The organism is Granulicella sp. L46 (assembly GCF_009765785.1).
Classification (GTDB): domain Bacteria; phylum Acidobacteriota; class Terriglobia; order Terriglobales; family Acidobacteriaceae; genus Granulicella.
In genome coordinates this window covers 629,311-646,016 of the sequence record NZ_LMUT01000012.1, presented here as the reverse complement: position 1 = coordinate 646,016, position 16,706 = coordinate 629,311, and the positions used below count along the sequence as shown (strand labels likewise).

Here is a 16,706-nt window from a genome sequence, read left to right as displayed (position 1 = left end):
CTAACGAAACGAGAGATACAAGAGCTCCGAACCTCGCATCTACACCGGTCGCGCTATCCACGCGCGCCTCTGCGAATGGATGGAGTACAGGGGTATCCGCACCACACCACCAACACCCTCACCGTCCACGCATCCCGCATCTAACTCCCCCAGAGCGCCCAACCATGACCCCACGCACGCCCCGGCTCCTCCCCCTCACCACCGCCATCCTCGCCCTCACCGCCCTCACCCTCCCCCAACCCCTGCACGCCCAACTCCCCGCACCGTGCACGCTCCTCACCCCCACCCAAATCAAAACCGTCCTCACCACGCCCCTCAGCGAACCCAAACCCGGCTCCCCCACCGACGGCACCACCGACTGCACCTGGTCCGACCCCAAGGGCGTAACCCGCGTCTACCTCTCCCTCAACGACCCCGGCATCCACTACAAATCCTTCCGCGACTCCATGCTCGCCACCGGCAAACTCGTCCCCATCCCCGGCCTCGGCGGCGACGCCTTCTTCATCTCCTCCGCCGGCAACTCCGCCGCCCTCTACGTCCTCAAAGACAAGCACCTCCTCCTCGTCACCGTCGACGGCCCCAACTTCACCAAAACCCAAAACGAATCCGCCGAGCAATCCCTGGCCACCGCCATCCTCCCCAAACTCTAGCCCCCCGCCACCACCCCATCCCCCGCCGTCCCCGCTGGACCTCGCAGTCCGCCCAGGACCTGGGTACCCCAAGGCTTCAGCCTTGGGTCTCATAGTGCTGCACCGAAGGGCCCTTCCTCGCTGCCGCCGGCCCGAGTGAAGCCGCAGGCGAAGCGACTGACTTGCTCTCCTCTAGCCCGGCACACCCCCACTGACCTCAGGCCGAAATCCTGTCAAGCCCCCACCAACCCCCAAAACCCACAAAGCCCGCGCCCCCATTGCCGATTTCTTTTTCCAAAACTTGGCATAGTTACCCCATCAACTCGCTACAATAGAAGTAGCCCCCAAATACCAAAACACCACCCCGAGCCTCCACCGCCCGCGCACCCCTAACCCCAATGCTTGCCAGACTTTACCCCTAAAGTCTTTTGCTTGCCCTACTTTGAAGCCAAAAAGAGGTGAAGGTAGGGGGATACTTTCTCCCCTAACCCATTTCGTTGCCCTACTTTAGACTAAAAGTATGACCGGAGGGGGGAGGGGGGGCACCTAGTTCCAATCCAAAGAACCGCCGTTCTGATACTCAATAACCCGAGTCTCAAAAAAGTTCTTTTCCTTCTTCAAATCCATAGCTTCGGACATCCAAGGAAACGGATTCTCGGTCTCCGCAAAAACAGGTTCCAGCCCAATCTGGACGCAGCGCCGGTTGGCGATAAAGTGCATGTACTGTTCGCACAGCGCCGCGCTCAATCCAAGAAACCCATTCGGCATCGTATCGCGCCCATAAGCCGCCTCAAGCTCCGCAGCAGAACGCAGCATACCCCGAACCTCCTCCTGAAACGCCTCACTCCAAAGATGCGGATTCTCCGCCTTGATCTGGTTGATCACGTCGATCCCGAAGTTGAGGTGGATAGACTCGTCCCGCAAAATGTACTGATACTGCTCAGCGATCCCAACCATCTTGTTACGCCGCCCAAGCGAAAGAATCTGCGCAAACCCTGTATAGAACCACATCCCTTCGAACACCACATAGAAAGCAATCAGATCCCGCACGAACGCCTGGTCCGTATCAGCCGTTCCGGTCGCAAAGTTTGAATCGCTCAGATGCTGCGTGTACTGAATAGCCCAGGCAGCCTTCTCAGTAATCGAAGGCACCTCGCGATACATATTGAACAACTCGCCTTCATCAAGCCCAAGCGACTCCACAATGTACTGAAACGTATGCGTGTGCACAGCCTCTTCAAACGCCTGCCGCAGCAAGTACTGCCGGCATTCCGGATTAGTCAGGTGCCGATAAATAGCGAGCACAATATTGTTCGCAACAAGCGATTCAGACGCAGCAAAAAATCCGAGGTTACGCTTAATAGAACGACGCTCGTCATCGCTCAAACCATTGGGCGATTTCCAGAGCGCAATATCCGCCTGCATCGAAATCTCCGTCGGCATCCAATGGTTGTTGCAGCCGGAAAGATACTTCTCCCAAGCCCAGCGGTACTTAAGCGGGAGAAGCTGGTTGACGTCGGCACGGCAATTAATCATCGCCTTATCATCCACGCGCACCCGCGCAGCGCCGCGAGCGATAGCCCCAAGCCCAGTCGGATCTGGCCCAGCAATATCCGCAGCAGAAGGTTGCGTAAGGATGAGCGTCGAGGGCGGCTCGACGGGCTCGCTCCAATCAAGAACAGAAGACATAGGTAACTCCTCAAGGACGGTATAGGCGTTCGTTTACTGGCAGGCTTCGCAGGTAGGATCGTCGAGGACGCACTGCTTTGCAGCGCTGACAGCATTCGGTGACACCGAGTTCAATTTGCCATCCGTGCGTTTCACAGTGGATTTCTCAACGTGGGTCGCAGAACGCGACCGCAGATAGTACGTCGTCTTCAACCCCGAGTGCCAGGCTTCACGATAAAGAGCATCCAGCTTTCGACCGTTTGGCTCTGCAATATACAAATTCAGCGACTGCGCCTGATCGATCCACTTCTGCCGTCTCGCAGCGGACTGGATGATCCAGGTCGTCTCGACTTCGAAGCTCGTGGCATAGAGCTGCTTCAATTCGTCGGGTACTCGTTCAATTCCACCGAGCGCCCCATCGAAGTATTTGAGATCGGAGATCATAACTTCGTCCCACAACCCCCGCGCCTTCAGATCCCGAACAAGCGCAGCATTGACTACAGTAAAGTCGCCACTCATATTCGACTTCACAAACAGATTTTGATAGGTCGGCTCAATAGATTGCGTGACACCGCAGATATTGGAGATGGTCGCCGTCGGCGCAATCGCCATAGTGTTGGAGTTACGCATGCCGGTCGTCATCACACGCTGACGCAGACTCGCCCAGTCGAGTGTGGACGACCGATCAAGCTGAAGTGTATGTGTACGATTCTGTTGCAGCAGTTCAACAGAGTCGATCGGAAGAATTCCCTTGCTCCACAGAGAACCATCAAAGCTGGCATATCGGCCGCGCTCGGCAGCGAGATCGACAGATGCGGAGATCGCATAAAAGCTCAGGCGCTCCATGCTGCTATCGGCGAACGCTACCGCAGCCTCCGATGCAAACGGAATTCGCAGCGTATAAAGCGCGTCCTGGTAACCCATGATCCCCAGCCCGACAGGGCGATGGCGCAGATTAGAATGCCGCGCCTCCGGGATCGTATAGAAGTTAATGTCGATCACATTATCGAGCATCCGCATCGCCGTCTTCACTGTGCGTTCAAGACGCTGTTCATCAAGCCCGTCCACCGTAACGTGATTCGCGAGATTCACCGAACCGAGATTGCACACGGCGACTTCGCGCTGGTTAGTGTTCAACGTGATCTCAGTGCAGAGATTCGAAGAATGAACGACACCGATATGCTGCTGCGGCGAGCGCAGATTGCAAGGGTCCTTGAACGTAATCCATGGATGCCCCGTCTCAAACAACATCGTCAGCATCTTCCGCCACAGATCCAGCGCGCGCAACGTCTTGGTCACCTTCATCTCCCCGCGCGAGGCCTTCTCTTCGTAGAACGTATAACGCTCAGCGAACGCCTTTCCGTACAGATCGTGCAGATCTGTCGCCTCATCGGGAGAGAAAAGCGTCCACGGCCCATCAGCTTCCACGCGCTCCAGGAAGAGATCCGGCACCCAGTTCGCCGTGTTCATATCGTGTGTCCGGCGCCGATCATCCCCTGTGTTCTTGCGCAAGTCGAGGAACTCTTCCACGTCGATGTGCCAGGTCTCCAGGTAAGCGCACACCGCGCCCTTGCGCTTGCCTCCCTGGTTTACCGCAATGGCCGTATCGTTCGCGACCTTGAGAAATGGCACAATGCCTTGAGACTGCCCATTGGTCCCGGCGATGTGCGCGCCAAGCCCACGCACCGGCGTCCAATCGTTACCCAGCCCGCCCGAATATTTAGCAAGCAACGCATTGTCTTTGATGGCCTTGAAGATTCCGTCGAGGTGATCGTCAATCGTGGTGAGGAAGCACGATGAGAGCTGCGGACGCAACGTTCCAGCGTTGAACAGCGTAGGCGTCGAGCACATGAAGTCAAAAGACGACAGCAGTTCGTAAAACTCAATCGCCCGAGCATCACGATCAATCTCGCGCGCAGCAAGTCCCATCGCCACCCGCATAAAGAACGCCTGCGGCAGCTCAAACCGCACGCCGTCTCTCTGAAGAAAGTACCGGTCGTAAAGTGTTTGCAGGCCAAGGAATTGAAATAGACCGTCGCGCTCCGGACGCAGCGCCGCAGCGAGCTTTGCGATGTCGAAGTTAGCGATCTCCCTATCGAGGAAGCCCATGTCGATGGCCCGTCGAACGTACTCTGGAAAATAATCCGCGTAAGTAACAGCAATCTGCGCCTGTGTCGTTACCGCATTCGCCGGAAGAATGAACCCAATCGCCTCCGCACGAAGGTTGTTCAGCAGCAGCCGTGCGCTGACGAACGCATAGCCCGGGTCCTTCTCCACCAGTGTTCGCGCCGCCATCGTCTGCGCTAGGCCAAGCTCGTGTAATTGAATTCCGTCATACACATTGCGCCGCACTTCGGACATCACATCGACGGCAGAAACGCCATCAAGGCCTCGGCAAGCCTCACTGATCGTCTCGAGAATCTTGTTCTCATCGAGCAGCTCCGTCTTCCCATCGGGCAGCTTCACCATGTAATTGAGCGTCGTTTCCTGTGGCCGGACGAGCTGTTGCGTACGCCGCTGCTGCGCGCGCTCTTCGCGATATAGCACATAAGCCCGTGCGACTTTGTGTTCGCCAGAGCGCATCAGTGCGAGCTCAACCTGATCCTGCACATCTTCGATGGAGATCGTCTGACCACCATGATGACGACGCAACAGTATGGCAACAATCTGCGCGGTCAGCGATTCCACCGTGGCGTGAATCCGCTGCGAAGCCTCCGCCCCGGTGCCTTCCACGGCGACAAATGCCTTACTAATCGCCACAGAAATTTTGGAGGGATCGAATGCCGAGAGCATGCCATTTCGCCGCACAACGCTAAGCGTGGCTATGCCGTTGATTTGGTTCGGCGCCAGAATGGGGACGGGTGAGTTCGGAATTTCTAAGTGTGCGGCCATGGAGAGTCTCCTTGGCCTCTGAAGTGTGCGAAGAAACAACGGAAATTCGCGTGCAGCGAAGACAGCCGTTGACCCTCGCCTCCCCTCGGAGGCGTAGCGAATATTTCCATGGCAGGTCTTCGGACTCTGCAGGCTCATTCCTACTCGCCAGACTTCCCAGGTTAAGGCCCAGTGTCATTTGGCTTTCGTACCTGCTTACCGCTGCGGGGCAGTTCCGGAGTTTCACCGGATTCCCTTTTCACCCTCCATCGCTGGAGAGACCGTGGAAGAACCCACTATATCTAGGCGCACAATCGCTTGCAACGCTACTTATTGTGGATAACTTCGCAAGGGTCTCTACGGAGATACCGTCCCGTACAAGGGACAACGTCAAATGCCCTCAGCGGGGAACCCTGGTTTTCAATTACAGATCTCTCAAATCAAGCCAACGTTATGCTCGATACTTTTAATCACCGAGTCCATATGGCCCGAGAGCACCTGCTTCGCAAAACTCAAGGTGTAGCCCACGGCCGTGTGGAGTGGCACGTGCGATGGCAAGGAGAGTGCGAACCGATCGACCACAGCGTCCACAACTACCGGTCCATCTTTGTATGCCAGTGCTTCCGATAGAGCCTCTTTCACATCGCCGGGATCTTCCAGGCGTATGCCCTTGGCGCCCATGGCCTCTGCTACTCGCGCAAAATTCGGGTTCTTGAAGTCCACGCCGAACGGCACCATGCCGGCTTCCTGCTGCTCAATGTTGACGAAGTCGAGTGACTCATTATTGAAGATGATCTGAACGACCCGCGCCTTGCGCTGGACCTGGGTAAGTAGATCGCCCAGCGCCAGCATCGTAAATCCTCCATCGCCGCATAGAGCAATTGTCTGCCGCCCGGGATACGCCAACTGTGCGCCGAACGCATTGGGTGCGGCATTGGCCATCGAAGCCCACGTGAACGACCCGAACATCCGCCGGTTGGCTGAGCCCTTGATGTGCCGCGCCAGCCACATGCACGGCGTACCTGTGTCGGCGAAAAACATCGCATCGTCTGCAGCTAGCTGGCAGAGTGTGGCGGCCAGGAATTCCGGCCGAATTGGCTTCAGACCCGGCCCCTTCTCGACATAGTGATTCATCAGCTCTTCGAAGTCACGCGTCTGTTTCACGTGTTTCTCCAGAAAGCTCGTATCGCTTCGTTCGCGCACCTTCGGCAAAATAGCAGCCAGCGTCGGCTGGATGTCGCCAACGAGTCCCAGGTCAACGTGAGTACGCCGCCCTATGTGGCTCGGTTCGCGATCGATCTGCACCTTCTTCACATCGTCCCCTGGCAGAAACTCCGAGAAAGGAAAATCGGTTCCCAACATCAGCAGGAGCTGCGCATCATGAATTGCGCTGTAGGCTCCTCCATATCCCAGAAGACCGGTCATCCCGACAGCTTGGGGATTGTCGTACTCCAGCCACTGCTTGCCGCGAAACGAATACCCGACGGGCGCCTTCAGCTTACTCGCCAGCGCCAGAACTTCCTCACGTGCGTCCCGGCAGCCATCTCCGCCGAAGATCGCCACACTCTTTGCGTTCTCAATCATCTCTACCAGTCGCTCAACATCGGCATCCGCTGGCCGCAGCACTGGAGTCACCGGCACCGAAACCACAGAAGCGCTTGATGGCGCGTCCAATACCGCAACGTCTGCTGGCAAAGAAATCACCGTCGAAGCTTTTTTGATCACCGCAGTCATGATGGCTGTAGCAATTACTGGTCGCGCCTGTACCGGATCGACAATGCGGCCAACATACAGAGAGGCCGCTTCGAAGAACTTATAAGGGTTCAACTCTTCCAGCGCAGCCGTATCGATCAGCGACCGCTCCACGTCTCCCGCAATCGCAATCACAGGCGCGCCTTCCTTCGTCGCATCCATCAACCCATTGAAGAGATGTGTTACTCCCGGACCCGCGGTGCCGCACACGGCCACAGGCCTGCCCGTGAAATACGCGTCCGCCACGGCCGCAAACGTGCCGTACTCTTCATGCCGCACATGCACGAACTCGATCTTTCCATTGCGCCGCAGCGCGTCGATCACAGGATTCAGCGCATCGCCCACGATCCCGTAACAGCGTTGCACGCCAGCCTTCTCCAGCATCTCCCACAACAGGTCCGCAACATTCGCCATATTGCACCTCCAATGTGACTTCGGTAGCAGTTGAATCACGTTGAGTCAACGGTTTAGTTTGGACACAAGTACAGTCCGCTCCTGCCGATTCACCTGTGTCCGTAATTGGTGAAAACGTAATCCTTATTCTTGACGCTCGTGTGGCACGCGAACCCGCACTTAGCGTCGTTCCCCTGCGGCGGCTTGTCCGTCAAGTTGCCGAGCCTGAACCTATCGGTGGCGGGGTCATACTCGAAGACGGCATAACCCCATCCACCGCTGTCCGCGAACCTCTTGCTATCCTTCGCCATGAAATCAACGTCATGCTGGGTGTCTGGCAACGTCGGCGCACCAGGCTCCCCGACATCCACTTTCGCGTTCCAATGCACCTTCGCCATCTTGGCGCCATCCGGAAAGGGCTTGCCGTTACCGGGAATGCCCGCCTTATAGGCTTCGATCATCACAGAATTCCCGAGGATCGCAGCCAGCTTATTTCCGTTATGGCTGAGCGAAATCACCGGCCAATTTTCGTACCCTCTGAACTCAGAGAACGCGAGGCCATTCGGTATTTTGAGAGTGTACTTGTCCTGCGCGGAAACGACGCCTTGTTCCTGAGACGGAATGGCTGTGGAGGCGGAGGCAGCGCCGAGGCCGGGAAGCTTATGGATGAAACGCGCAAGCTTCCAGGTGTCGTCATCGGAGATGCTCGACTTCCACGCAGGCATACCCGTAAGGCGAACTCCATTCTGGATGATCCAAAACAGTTCCGCGTCGCTCCAGTGCTGCACGTGGGCTGAACTCAGGTCCATGGCAGGCGGGTACATGTTGCGCCCAACGTTCGTATCTCCGCGCGCATCCGCACCGTGGCATTGTGCACACGATCCAAGAAATACTTCCTGCCCTTGGCTCACGACCTCGTCGGTCTCAGGCACCGGATTCGTCATCTTCCCAGCCTCCAATGGAATGGAGACGTCTTTGGCCGCATTGGCCAAACTGGTTTCCCCTTGGGAAGGATGTTTGTCCGCTGTGCAACCTTGAAGCAAAGTGCCCAGCAGTGCACTCATCACACCAAGCATCAGCTCGTGTTTTAGCGCCACGCGGCGATCGCCTCCGCCCCACCCGCCAATCCTCGGCGCGCTTCCCGATTCCCTCATAAGTTCAGGCATAGTGTTCTCCTTCACGAAGAAAGATTTCAAGCCCGACCCAACCCGCCTCTGGAACGATCGCGATTAACTGCAATCTCCGTGTTCGCCCATCCGCTGTCAGGGAGCGCGGCAATATAGCAGCGAGCAGTTCGCACCCAACGATCTCATCCTGCCTGTCGGAGCGCACGAACATCAACGGTGGCTTTTAGATCCTACTGTCCTACGATCGACAGATGCGCAACATTCTAATGAAAAAATGAGCGCCAGTCTAAGCAATACTGCATGAGCGCGTCGGCGATTTCGTGCGACTTGACGTGAGCCCGTTTCGGATTAGTCGTCGCCCTGCACTGAGCAGCTGACGAAAATCGGAGATGAATCGCAATTCAGGAGCAGTGCTAAACTCGGTGCTGTCAGACGCGCGAGGGGGGTGAAGAGTGCCGGTTTCGCCCACTGAGAACGTGATTCGCTTCGGCCTCTTTGAGCTGGACTTGAAAAGCTGGCAGCTTCGCAAGAATGGCAGCCGAATCCGGATCTCGCAGCAGCCCGTTCAAGTGCTTGCCCAATTGCTTGAGCGACCGGGCGAAGTGGTGACACGAGAAGCACTGCGCCAGAGGTTGTGGCCGCCCGATACGTTTGTCGATTTTGATCACGGGCTGAATAAATCAGTGCAGAAGCTGCGGGACGCGTTAGGAGACTCGGCGGAGTCGCCGCGATTCATTGAGACCATTCCACGGGTCGGCTATCGTTTCATTGCGCCGGTTACTCGGGGTGCGCAGCTAGGCACATCGGAGCCGGACGAGCAGACCGCGAACCATATCCCTGTAGAACCAATCAGCGACCAGAGCACGCTGGTCTCCCAAACAAAATCCCGCACCAACGCAGGTTGGTTATGGCTGGCCGCATGTGTCGCTATGCTGCTGGTTGGGGCCGGATGGATGGCTCACAGAAAGCAGGGCAGGGATGGGAAGATGGCTCCGATTCATTCCCTCGCTGTGCTTCCCCTGAACAATTTATCGGGCGACCACGAGCAGGATTACTTCGCCGACGGAATGACGGACGAGTTGACGACCATGCTGGCGAAGGACTCCACGCTGCGTATTGTTTCGCGGACGTCAGCGATGCAATACAAAGGAGCGTCTCGGCCGCTGCCCGAGATAGCGCAGGCGCTGGGAGTGGATGGCGTCGTGGAGGGCTCGGTAGAGCGAAGCGGCGACAAAGTTCATATGACGCTGCAGTTGATTCAAGGCTCATCCGACACGCACGTGTGGGCGGATAGCTATGACGGGAATACGAACAACGTGGGCTCGCTGCCCGAGGAAGCAGCGATGGCCATCGCGAAGAAGACGAACAGCGCCGTTGCGGAGCGTGCTCCGATGCGCTATGTGAACCCGGAGGCGCATGACGCTTACCTGCGCGGGGAACACTTTTGGTATAGCGAAAACGGCAACGAAAAGGCGAAGATTTATTTTCAGAAGGCCGTGGAACTGCAGCCCGACTACGCGGCCGGCTGGCTTGGCCTCTCGCAATATTATGGTGGTGGCATGCTCGATGGCCACCTGAATCCGAAGGAAGGACTCGCGCCCATGGAAGCGGCGGCGCAAAAAGCCGTTGAACTGGATGGCTCGTTTCCGGATGCACACATTGCGCTTTGTGGGTCGACCTTTTTCAAGGAGCATGACTGGGCGCGGGCTGACCGGGAGTGCGTTCGCGCGATCGAACTTGATCCGAGATATTCGTCTGCGTATCACATGCGCGCGAGAATTTTCGCCGCAGTCAATCGTCACGAGGAAGGCATTGCACAGGAGAAGATTGCCACCGAGCTCTCTCCATCCGGCTATGAGTGGGGATTGGCCCGATCCTATCTGTGGGCGCGAAAGTATGACTTGGGCATCGCCAATGCGCGCCTGCGCCTCGAGTCCAGTCCACGCAATGCGCACACGTTAGAGACCCTCGCCGCCCTCTACCGGTGCAAGGGAATGTACAAAGAGGCCGCACAGGCTTGGGCGGATACGTTTTCCGCGCGTGGCGATGAAGTGTCGGCGGCGAGCGTGCGACGTGCGTTTGCGGAGGGAGGCTATCCGGCGGTAGTTCGCTGGAAGCTGGCAGATCTGAAGAAACAATCCATGCAGCGTTACGTCTCCCCAGTCTTGTTCGCGCTCGAGCATGCGCAATTACAACAGCGGGAGGAGACGCTGAGTTCGCTCGAAGAAGCTTATGCCGCGCGTGATCCTCTGCTACTGTGGGTGCAGAACGATCCCGCCTACGATTTCGTTCATTCGGATGAGCGGTATCGGGCGATCATCAAAGGGATGGGACTGCCCCCGGCATATTGAGTCAGCAAGAGAACGGCGCCGCTGACAGAGCCACACGGAAGTGCCAGCGGCCGTTTGAAACCAAGGCGGGTCATCGCTAGTCAGTTAACAGTTATTCGTGATGCAGCAATTGTGCCGGTTGTCTCCGATCCGGAGATGAAGTCACCGTTCGTGTCGAAGACTTTGAACGTGAAGTTGCCGGTGTAGCTCATGCCGTTGGGGGCGAGGGTATCGGTTTCGTCGATGGTGAACGAGCCCGTAGGATTCCCGTTGTCGTCGAAAGTCCATCCAGTGTGATGAAGGCGAACTGTCCTGAGCTCAACTTGCTTCCACACACCGAAGCAAATGTTTCCGACGACGGCGGGATGATCAATGTTTTCGAACTCCGTTCCATCGCTGTGCCATTCCTTAAGGGATACGCCGAAGGGCGCTCCGCTGGTGGTCGTATAGACGACGTGCCACAAACCTACGATGGAATCCGGGCCTCTGACTCCATTGTTGTCAGGCATGGGAAACTTGACACCGTTATTCCCTCCGCCAAATGTGTAGCATCCGGTGGCGGCCTTTGCCGAACCGGTAGCGGTGAATAAAAGGATGAAGAGACCGAGGAAAGCCAGCGCCGCCCGAGAGACCCGGTTACACAGACTTGCTTTCAGCACGGGCGCTAGGGTCATCTCCGTCATATTGATGGACTGATTCATGATGTTGCTCCTTTTCTTGTCTCTTCGGGCACGAGGAACCGACGCCAAACCCGCGAGGGTTGGTACCGGTTCCCGCACCCGCTCGCGAGACGAAGAGGAGTGTCGGGGAATCTGTGGCATTACCGCAATGGTCTACGTGCGGATTGTTTGTACCCGTCTAATCCACTAAGAATGAATCTCTTGGAAGGAGTGGTCCCCACACGTCAACGTCCCTTCGTTGGGAGCTGCGCGACAGACCTACGCGTACCAGGCTCAATGAGCAGCCACGCAGTGACAGCACTCAAGGCAGCCAGGCCTGTCGCTATCCAGATTACGAAGTGATAGCCACTCACGAAAGATTCAATGATCGCCCGCTGAACCATAGGATTGGGATTGTGAGCAGCAGCGAGCAAAGGTCGGGCGACATCAACCTGACCGCGGACGGTAGGGGTCAACGCCAGTTGATTGAGGGCTCGATCCAGTGAGTGGTTGAAAGCCGTGACCAGAATCGCACCGAAGACAGCAACCGCAAGCAGAGAAGCCAAACGGGAGACCGCATTGTTGATTCCAGACGCGAGCCCCGACTCGGATTCCGGCACAGCGTCCATTACTGTCGTCGTCAAGGGAGCGACGCTGATGGTCATGCCCATACCCATCACCACGACAGCCGGAAAAAATGTAGTCCAATAGCTCCCACCTTGCGGCACAACCGCGAAGAGCGCAATCCCGCACGCCGCAACAAGAGGCCCAACCGTAAGCGGAATCCGTGATCCAAACCGCGCAACCAGGCCGCCTGCCCATCTTGACAGCCCAAACATGATCGCGACAAAAGGAAGAAACGCCGCTCCCGCCTGAGTCGGTGTGTAGTGCTGAATCTGTATCAAGTCCATCGGAAAGAAAAACATCAATCCACCAAGGGACGCATACAGAAACAGTGTCAGCAGATTCGCACCTGCAAAGTTCCGCGAACGAAACAGCGCGAGCGAAACCATCGGCATGCGAGACCAATACTCCACGGCAACGAATCCTGCTAAAGCCGCTACACCCAAAACAGCTGTAACGGCAACGAAGTGGCCGCCATGACGAGCGCGAGTCGGCCACTCGATCAGCGCGTACGTGACACCACCAAGCCCGAACGTCACCAGCAGCGCGCCAGGCCAGTCGAGATGGTGCGAGGCATTCTCGTTACGACTCTCCGGCACCTTGGGAGCCAGCAGGATGACCGCCAACGCAAGCGGAAGATTCAAGAAGAAGACCCAACGCCAAGTGGAGTATTCGATCAACCAGCCGCCGATCACCGGGCCGACGGCGGCCGCCATCGCGGTAAATCCCGACCATGTGCCGATCGCGCGTCCTCTCGTCTCCTCGGGAAAGGAAGCCGTAATCAGCGCGAGACTTCCAGGTACCAGCAACGCGGCCCCCACGCCCTGAATCGAGCGAAGCCAGATAAGCATGTCGATATTGCGAGCTGCTCCACATCCCGCAGAGGCGACTGCAAACACGGCAATACCAAATACGTACACCTTACGACGGCCCAGAAGATCTCCCAGGCTGCCGCCCACAAGAAGCAGCGCCGCCAACATCAGCGCATACGATTCCACCACCCACTGCACGTCCGCAATGGAAGCGCCGAAAGCGTTCTGCAAAGCGGGAAGCGCGACATTGACGACAGTTCCGTCAACGAACGCCATGCTCGATCCCAGGATGGTGACCGCGAGTACGATACTCCCGCGTGCTCGCGAATTGGAGCTGTTATCTCGCATGAATTGACCGACGAAGACACTGGCCCATTTCAATTCTCTAACAGTTACTCCGTCGCTTAGCCTATGCCTCTCCCGCCATCACGGGGTCACTGAAGCTAGGCTTACCCGTATCCACGTGTCCCGCATAGCGCGCCACAGCAACGTTACCGTCGCTCGACACGCTGAAGTCATACCAGCCATGACTCTTGCCGAGGCGCAGGACGACCGATGTAGTAACGCCCGCCGCAACCTTCTTCGCGACGGTCGCTGTCTTATAGGAGTTGTCCTGCAACGTCACCGCGAGCGGAGCTTGCCCAATGTTGCGCAGCCGCACCTCCACGTTGCCACTGATCTCCGAACCCTTGCGCTCATGGACCACTTCAATATGAAGTGGCGAGGTCTGCGACGCTCCCATAAAAGACCGGTAGAAACCATTGGGCCCGTGAACGTCGATGAGGTACCGCTCATCCGCAAACATTTCAAGCGCAAACTCCTGGCGAAGCACATCTCCCGGCTTCACGGCGAACGTCGCAGCCGTCATGCCATGATTCTCCTCACCGTTACTCGTCTTTCCATTGCTGCGGACGCCACGCAAGTAAACATTAAACGGGGCTCCCGAGGAGAGCTCACCATGAATATCCTTGGCCGCCGTCATACTCAATTCAAACTTCTTCGCGTCAGCGCTCACTCGACCATCGCTATATAGCTCATACGGAATAGCGCACGATGGCCGAACGCCCGACTCCTGGTGGGGCATCAAAGATGACCCCACTGGATTGCGATTAATCTGCTCGATCTCCGCAGGGCTAAGCTCCCTGTAATCGGAGGGCACCTCCTTGAAACGTGCCTTCTCAATACCCACGACAAACTTGTCGCGATCTAAAAAATTAAGTGCTGGTTCCATAGAGTCGTGAGGCCGGAAGCAGGAGGTCAGGTCACCGCTTATGGCACGCCGCCATGCGCTGATGTTCTCTTCCTTCACCTGTTTCCCATATTTCTTCTGTACGAAATCCTCAAGGAACATGAGGGTTGAAGTATGGTCGAACAGCTGCGAGTTGACCCAGCCGCCGCGGCTCCACGGCGAGGCCACAATCGTCGGGATTCGATAGCCCAACCCGATGGGCCCAGACCTGGCGTCTTTCGCATGCACTCCCTGCGCCAGTTCATCGGCGGCATAGGAATACTCCAGCCCGGTGTCGATCCCGGAAGAAGCTCCACCCGTGCTCGGTCGCTTCGGATCGGCAGCTACGAACGACGGAGCATGGTCAAAGTAGCCGTCATTTTCGTCGTACGTGAGAATGAAGATTGTCTTCTTCCAGACCTCCGGGTTCTTCGTCAAAATGTCCATCACCTCGGAGACATACCACGCTCCGTACCACGGCGACGTTGGGTGGTCCGAGAACTTCTCAGGCGCCGAGAGCCAGGACACCGCGGGCAACTTGCCAGATTCGACGTCTTTCCGAAACTGATAAAACAGATCGCCCTTTGGCACATTCATATTCAGGTCCTTGCCGTCATCCTCAAAGCCGAGAGGCTCCAGCAACCTATAGTGCGGGTCCTTGCTATTGGTCACAAAGGCCGCATCATGCAACTGGCGCTGCTGCGGAGTGAGCGTTCCGTAGAGGGTGTCACCGACGTTGGGCAGCGCTGCTTTGTACTGTTCCAGCAGACGATTGTTGTCTTCGAGCCTCGCACGCAACTGCGTCTCGCGGATCGTGTCATTCTCCGTGGACAACGTTTGTTCGTCCTTCTCAATCTGCTCGGTCAGCGCATCAATCTTCTTTCGCAGGTAGGCACCGTATTCCGGGTTCGCCTCAACCTTATAAGCAGCAAAGCACTCCAGAAGATTGCAACCGAAGTTTGAAAGCCACGCCTGTTCTTCCCCGGTCATCCCACCGGCGAAGGTCAGGCCGTTCTGATAAAACTTCCACGACACGCCCGCTTCGTGCAGACGCTCAGGATAAGTCTTCCACGTCATGTTGCCGCGGAAGTACTGATCATTCCGCATGTAAACCTTCGAGTCGGTGCGCTGCGCGTCACGGACGGTGCCTGTCCAGAACATACTGCGGTTCGGCGTCGTGCTCGTCATCACTCCGCAATAGCTCTGGTCACAAACGGTGAAGGCATCGGCAAGCGCGTAATAAAAAGGAAGGTCCTCGCGGGTATAGTGCCCCATCGTCAACGGAAGATAAGAATAGGCGTGGTTATAGGAGCGTTTGGCCTCCAGCCATCCATCGTGCTGGCCTTCACTCCAGGCATCCACCTGGCTGTTGCGCGAGTGAGGAATCGAACCCATCCACGTAATGCGCGTATCGCGTATATCCAGCCGCCATGGCGCATAGGACTTTCCCGCTGCATCCGTCTGCACGAATACGGAGTTGCCGTTTGCCAACTTCAGAGCCCGCGGATCGTTATAGCCGCGAACTCCTTGCAAGGTCCCCAAGGTGTGGTCGAACGACCGGTTCTCCTGCATCAGGATGACAACATGCTCTGCGTCCATATAGGTGGAACCTGGCGAGGGTTCGATCGCAAATGCCCTTTGAATAGAATCCGGAATGAACCCGGATGCGCCCGCCGCACCCGATAACATCGCCGCAACCTTAAGAAAATCCCGCCTTGTATGTCCTGCCATACCGGCATTTTTACACAGGAATGCAATGCATCGATGAAAGGCTCTCTCAATAGCCGGCCGCACCTCATCCACTCATCACAACGCGGAACGTTGACCGAAGCCTAAGCAAGATCGGCATAAGATATTCGGCCTCGTGAGGAGGACGCCACCTCATAAAAAAATTCCCGCCGTCCGCGCAGGACACAACCATCCTTCATCGCCTACACTCTGAACACCAGAACACCACATCTCAGGAGGAACATCATGGGTCACGGAATCATTGCCTGGATCATCATCGGCATCGTTGCAGGCTGGCTCACCGGAAAAATCATGAAGGGCGGCGGCTACGGCATGCTACTTGACATGGTCATCGGCCTCATCGGCGCCGTCATTGGCGGAGAAATCTTCCGCGCCCTCGGCTACGGCGGCACCGGCGATCACGGCCTCATCGTCAGCATCATCATCGCGACCATCGGCGCGGTCATCCTCACCTTCATCATCCACCTCTTCACCGGCCGCAAATCCGTCTAGCGCCTCGCACGCAACCCTCGCCGTTCGCGTAGGATTTACGCAGGGCAACCTGCGTCCATCCACTCTTTAAACTTCGCCACCGTCTCTTTCTCCCAAGGCGCATCCGGAGGCATCGTCCCCGCCGCGACTGCGCCATACACCAGCTGCGCATTCGCCGGCACACACATCCACGCGGCCTCATCCAGCGCAATTCCCGCCGGCTTCATACAAGCCACATCCCCATCCCGAAACAGCGGCCGAATATCCGTAGCAAAGCTCAAAGCCATAACGTCTCCTCCCAAGCTTCCGAATCCACCCACTCTACTCGCCTTCAACCGCAGCATACAATTTGCCGAGCCAGACGACGCCACCATCCCCAACCCCGCCTAGCCA

11 protein-coding genes and 1 riboswitch are annotated in these 16,706 nt (G+C 57.1%); of the genes, 3 read left to right on the top strand and 8 right to left on the bottom strand.

Features of this window, described 5'->3' with window-relative positions; genetic code table 11:
- Positions 1–164: 164 nt before the first annotated feature.
- Positions 165–650 carry a hypothetical protein gene (locus GSQ80_RS12090; protein ID WP_158787874.1) on the top strand — a complete coding sequence of 162 codons (486 nt, stop codon included), beginning with the start codon at positions 165–167 and terminating at the stop codon, positions 648–650.
- 525 nt (positions 651–1,175) lie between these two features.
- On the opposite strand, the gene GSQ80_RS12085 is transcribed toward GSQ80_RS12090, so the two are convergent.
- From GSQ80_RS12085 to GSQ80_RS23055, 4 genes are all read right to left on the bottom strand, one after another.
- Positions 1,176–2,318 (bottom strand): ribonucleotide-diphosphate reductase subunit beta, encoded by a 1,143-nt coding sequence (locus GSQ80_RS12085; protein WP_158787873.1) that lies wholly within the window; start codon positions 2,316–2,318, stop codon positions 1,176–1,178.
- A gap of 33 nt (positions 2,319–2,351) precedes the next feature.
- The gene (locus tag GSQ80_RS12080; RefSeq protein ID WP_158787872.1) at positions 2,352–5,189 is read right to left on the bottom strand and encodes a ribonucleoside-diphosphate reductase subunit alpha; all 2,838 of its coding nucleotides are present in this window, start codon (positions 5,187–5,189) and stop codon (positions 2,352–2,354) included.
- A gap of 92 nt (positions 5,190–5,281) precedes the next feature.
- Positions 5,282–5,469, bottom strand: a riboswitch (cobalamin riboswitch).
- 134 nt (positions 5,470–5,603) lie between these two features.
- Complete coding sequence (locus GSQ80_RS12075) at positions 5,604–7,334, bottom strand: thiamine pyrophosphate-dependent enzyme (protein WP_158787871.1); 1,731 nt, start codon at positions 7,332–7,334, stop codon at positions 5,604–5,606.
- An 89-nt stretch (positions 7,335–7,423) separates the two neighbouring features.
- The gene (locus tag GSQ80_RS23055) at positions 7,424–8,479 is read right to left on the bottom strand and encodes a cytochrome P460 family protein (protein ID WP_216850295.1); all 1,056 of its coding nucleotides are present in this window, start codon (positions 8,477–8,479) and stop codon (positions 7,424–7,426) included.
- A 413-nt stretch (positions 8,480–8,892) separates the two neighbouring features.
- Here GSQ80_RS23055 and GSQ80_RS12065 point away from each other — a divergent pair, with 413 nt between their 5' ends.
- Positions 8,893–10,791 (top strand): winged helix-turn-helix domain-containing protein, encoded by a 1,899-nt coding sequence (locus GSQ80_RS12065; RefSeq protein WP_158787870.1) that lies wholly within the window; start codon positions 8,893–8,895, stop codon positions 10,789–10,791.
- An 80-nt stretch (positions 10,792–10,871) separates the two neighbouring features.
- Here the strand turns inward: GSQ80_RS12065 and GSQ80_RS12060 are convergent, their stop codons facing one another.
- The 3 genes from GSQ80_RS12060 to GSQ80_RS12050 form a co-directional block, all read right to left on the bottom strand.
- Positions 10,872–11,471 (bottom strand): hypothetical protein, encoded by a 600-nt coding sequence (locus tag GSQ80_RS12060; protein WP_158787869.1) that lies wholly within the window; start codon positions 11,469–11,471, stop codon positions 10,872–10,874.
- 203 nt (positions 11,472–11,674) lie between these two features.
- Positions 11,675–13,213 carry an MFS transporter gene (locus tag GSQ80_RS12055; RefSeq protein ID WP_158788683.1) on the bottom strand — a complete coding sequence of 513 codons (1,539 nt, stop codon included), beginning with the start codon at positions 13,211–13,213 and terminating at the stop codon, positions 11,675–11,677.
- Positions 13,214–13,274: 61 nt separating this feature from the next.
- Positions 13,275–15,824: a phosphocholine-specific phospholipase C gene (locus tag GSQ80_RS12050; RefSeq protein WP_158787868.1), complete on the bottom strand. Its 2,550-nt coding sequence runs from the start codon at positions 15,822–15,824 to the stop codon at positions 13,275–13,277.
- A gap of 243 nt (positions 15,825–16,067) precedes the next feature.
- Between GSQ80_RS12050 and GSQ80_RS12045 the strand changes: the two genes are divergently transcribed.
- The gene (locus GSQ80_RS12045) at positions 16,068–16,334 is read left to right on the top strand and encodes a GlsB/YeaQ/YmgE family stress response membrane protein (protein WP_158787867.1); all 267 of its coding nucleotides are present in this window, start codon (positions 16,068–16,070) and stop codon (positions 16,332–16,334) included.
- A 35-nt stretch (positions 16,335–16,369) separates the two neighbouring features.
- On the opposite strand, the gene GSQ80_RS12040 is transcribed toward GSQ80_RS12045, so the two are convergent.
- The gene (locus GSQ80_RS12040) at positions 16,370–16,600 is read right to left on the bottom strand and encodes a hypothetical protein (RefSeq protein ID WP_158787866.1); all 231 of its coding nucleotides are present in this window, start codon (positions 16,598–16,600) and stop codon (positions 16,370–16,372) included.
- Between the last annotated feature and the right edge of the window lie 106 nt (positions 16,601–16,706).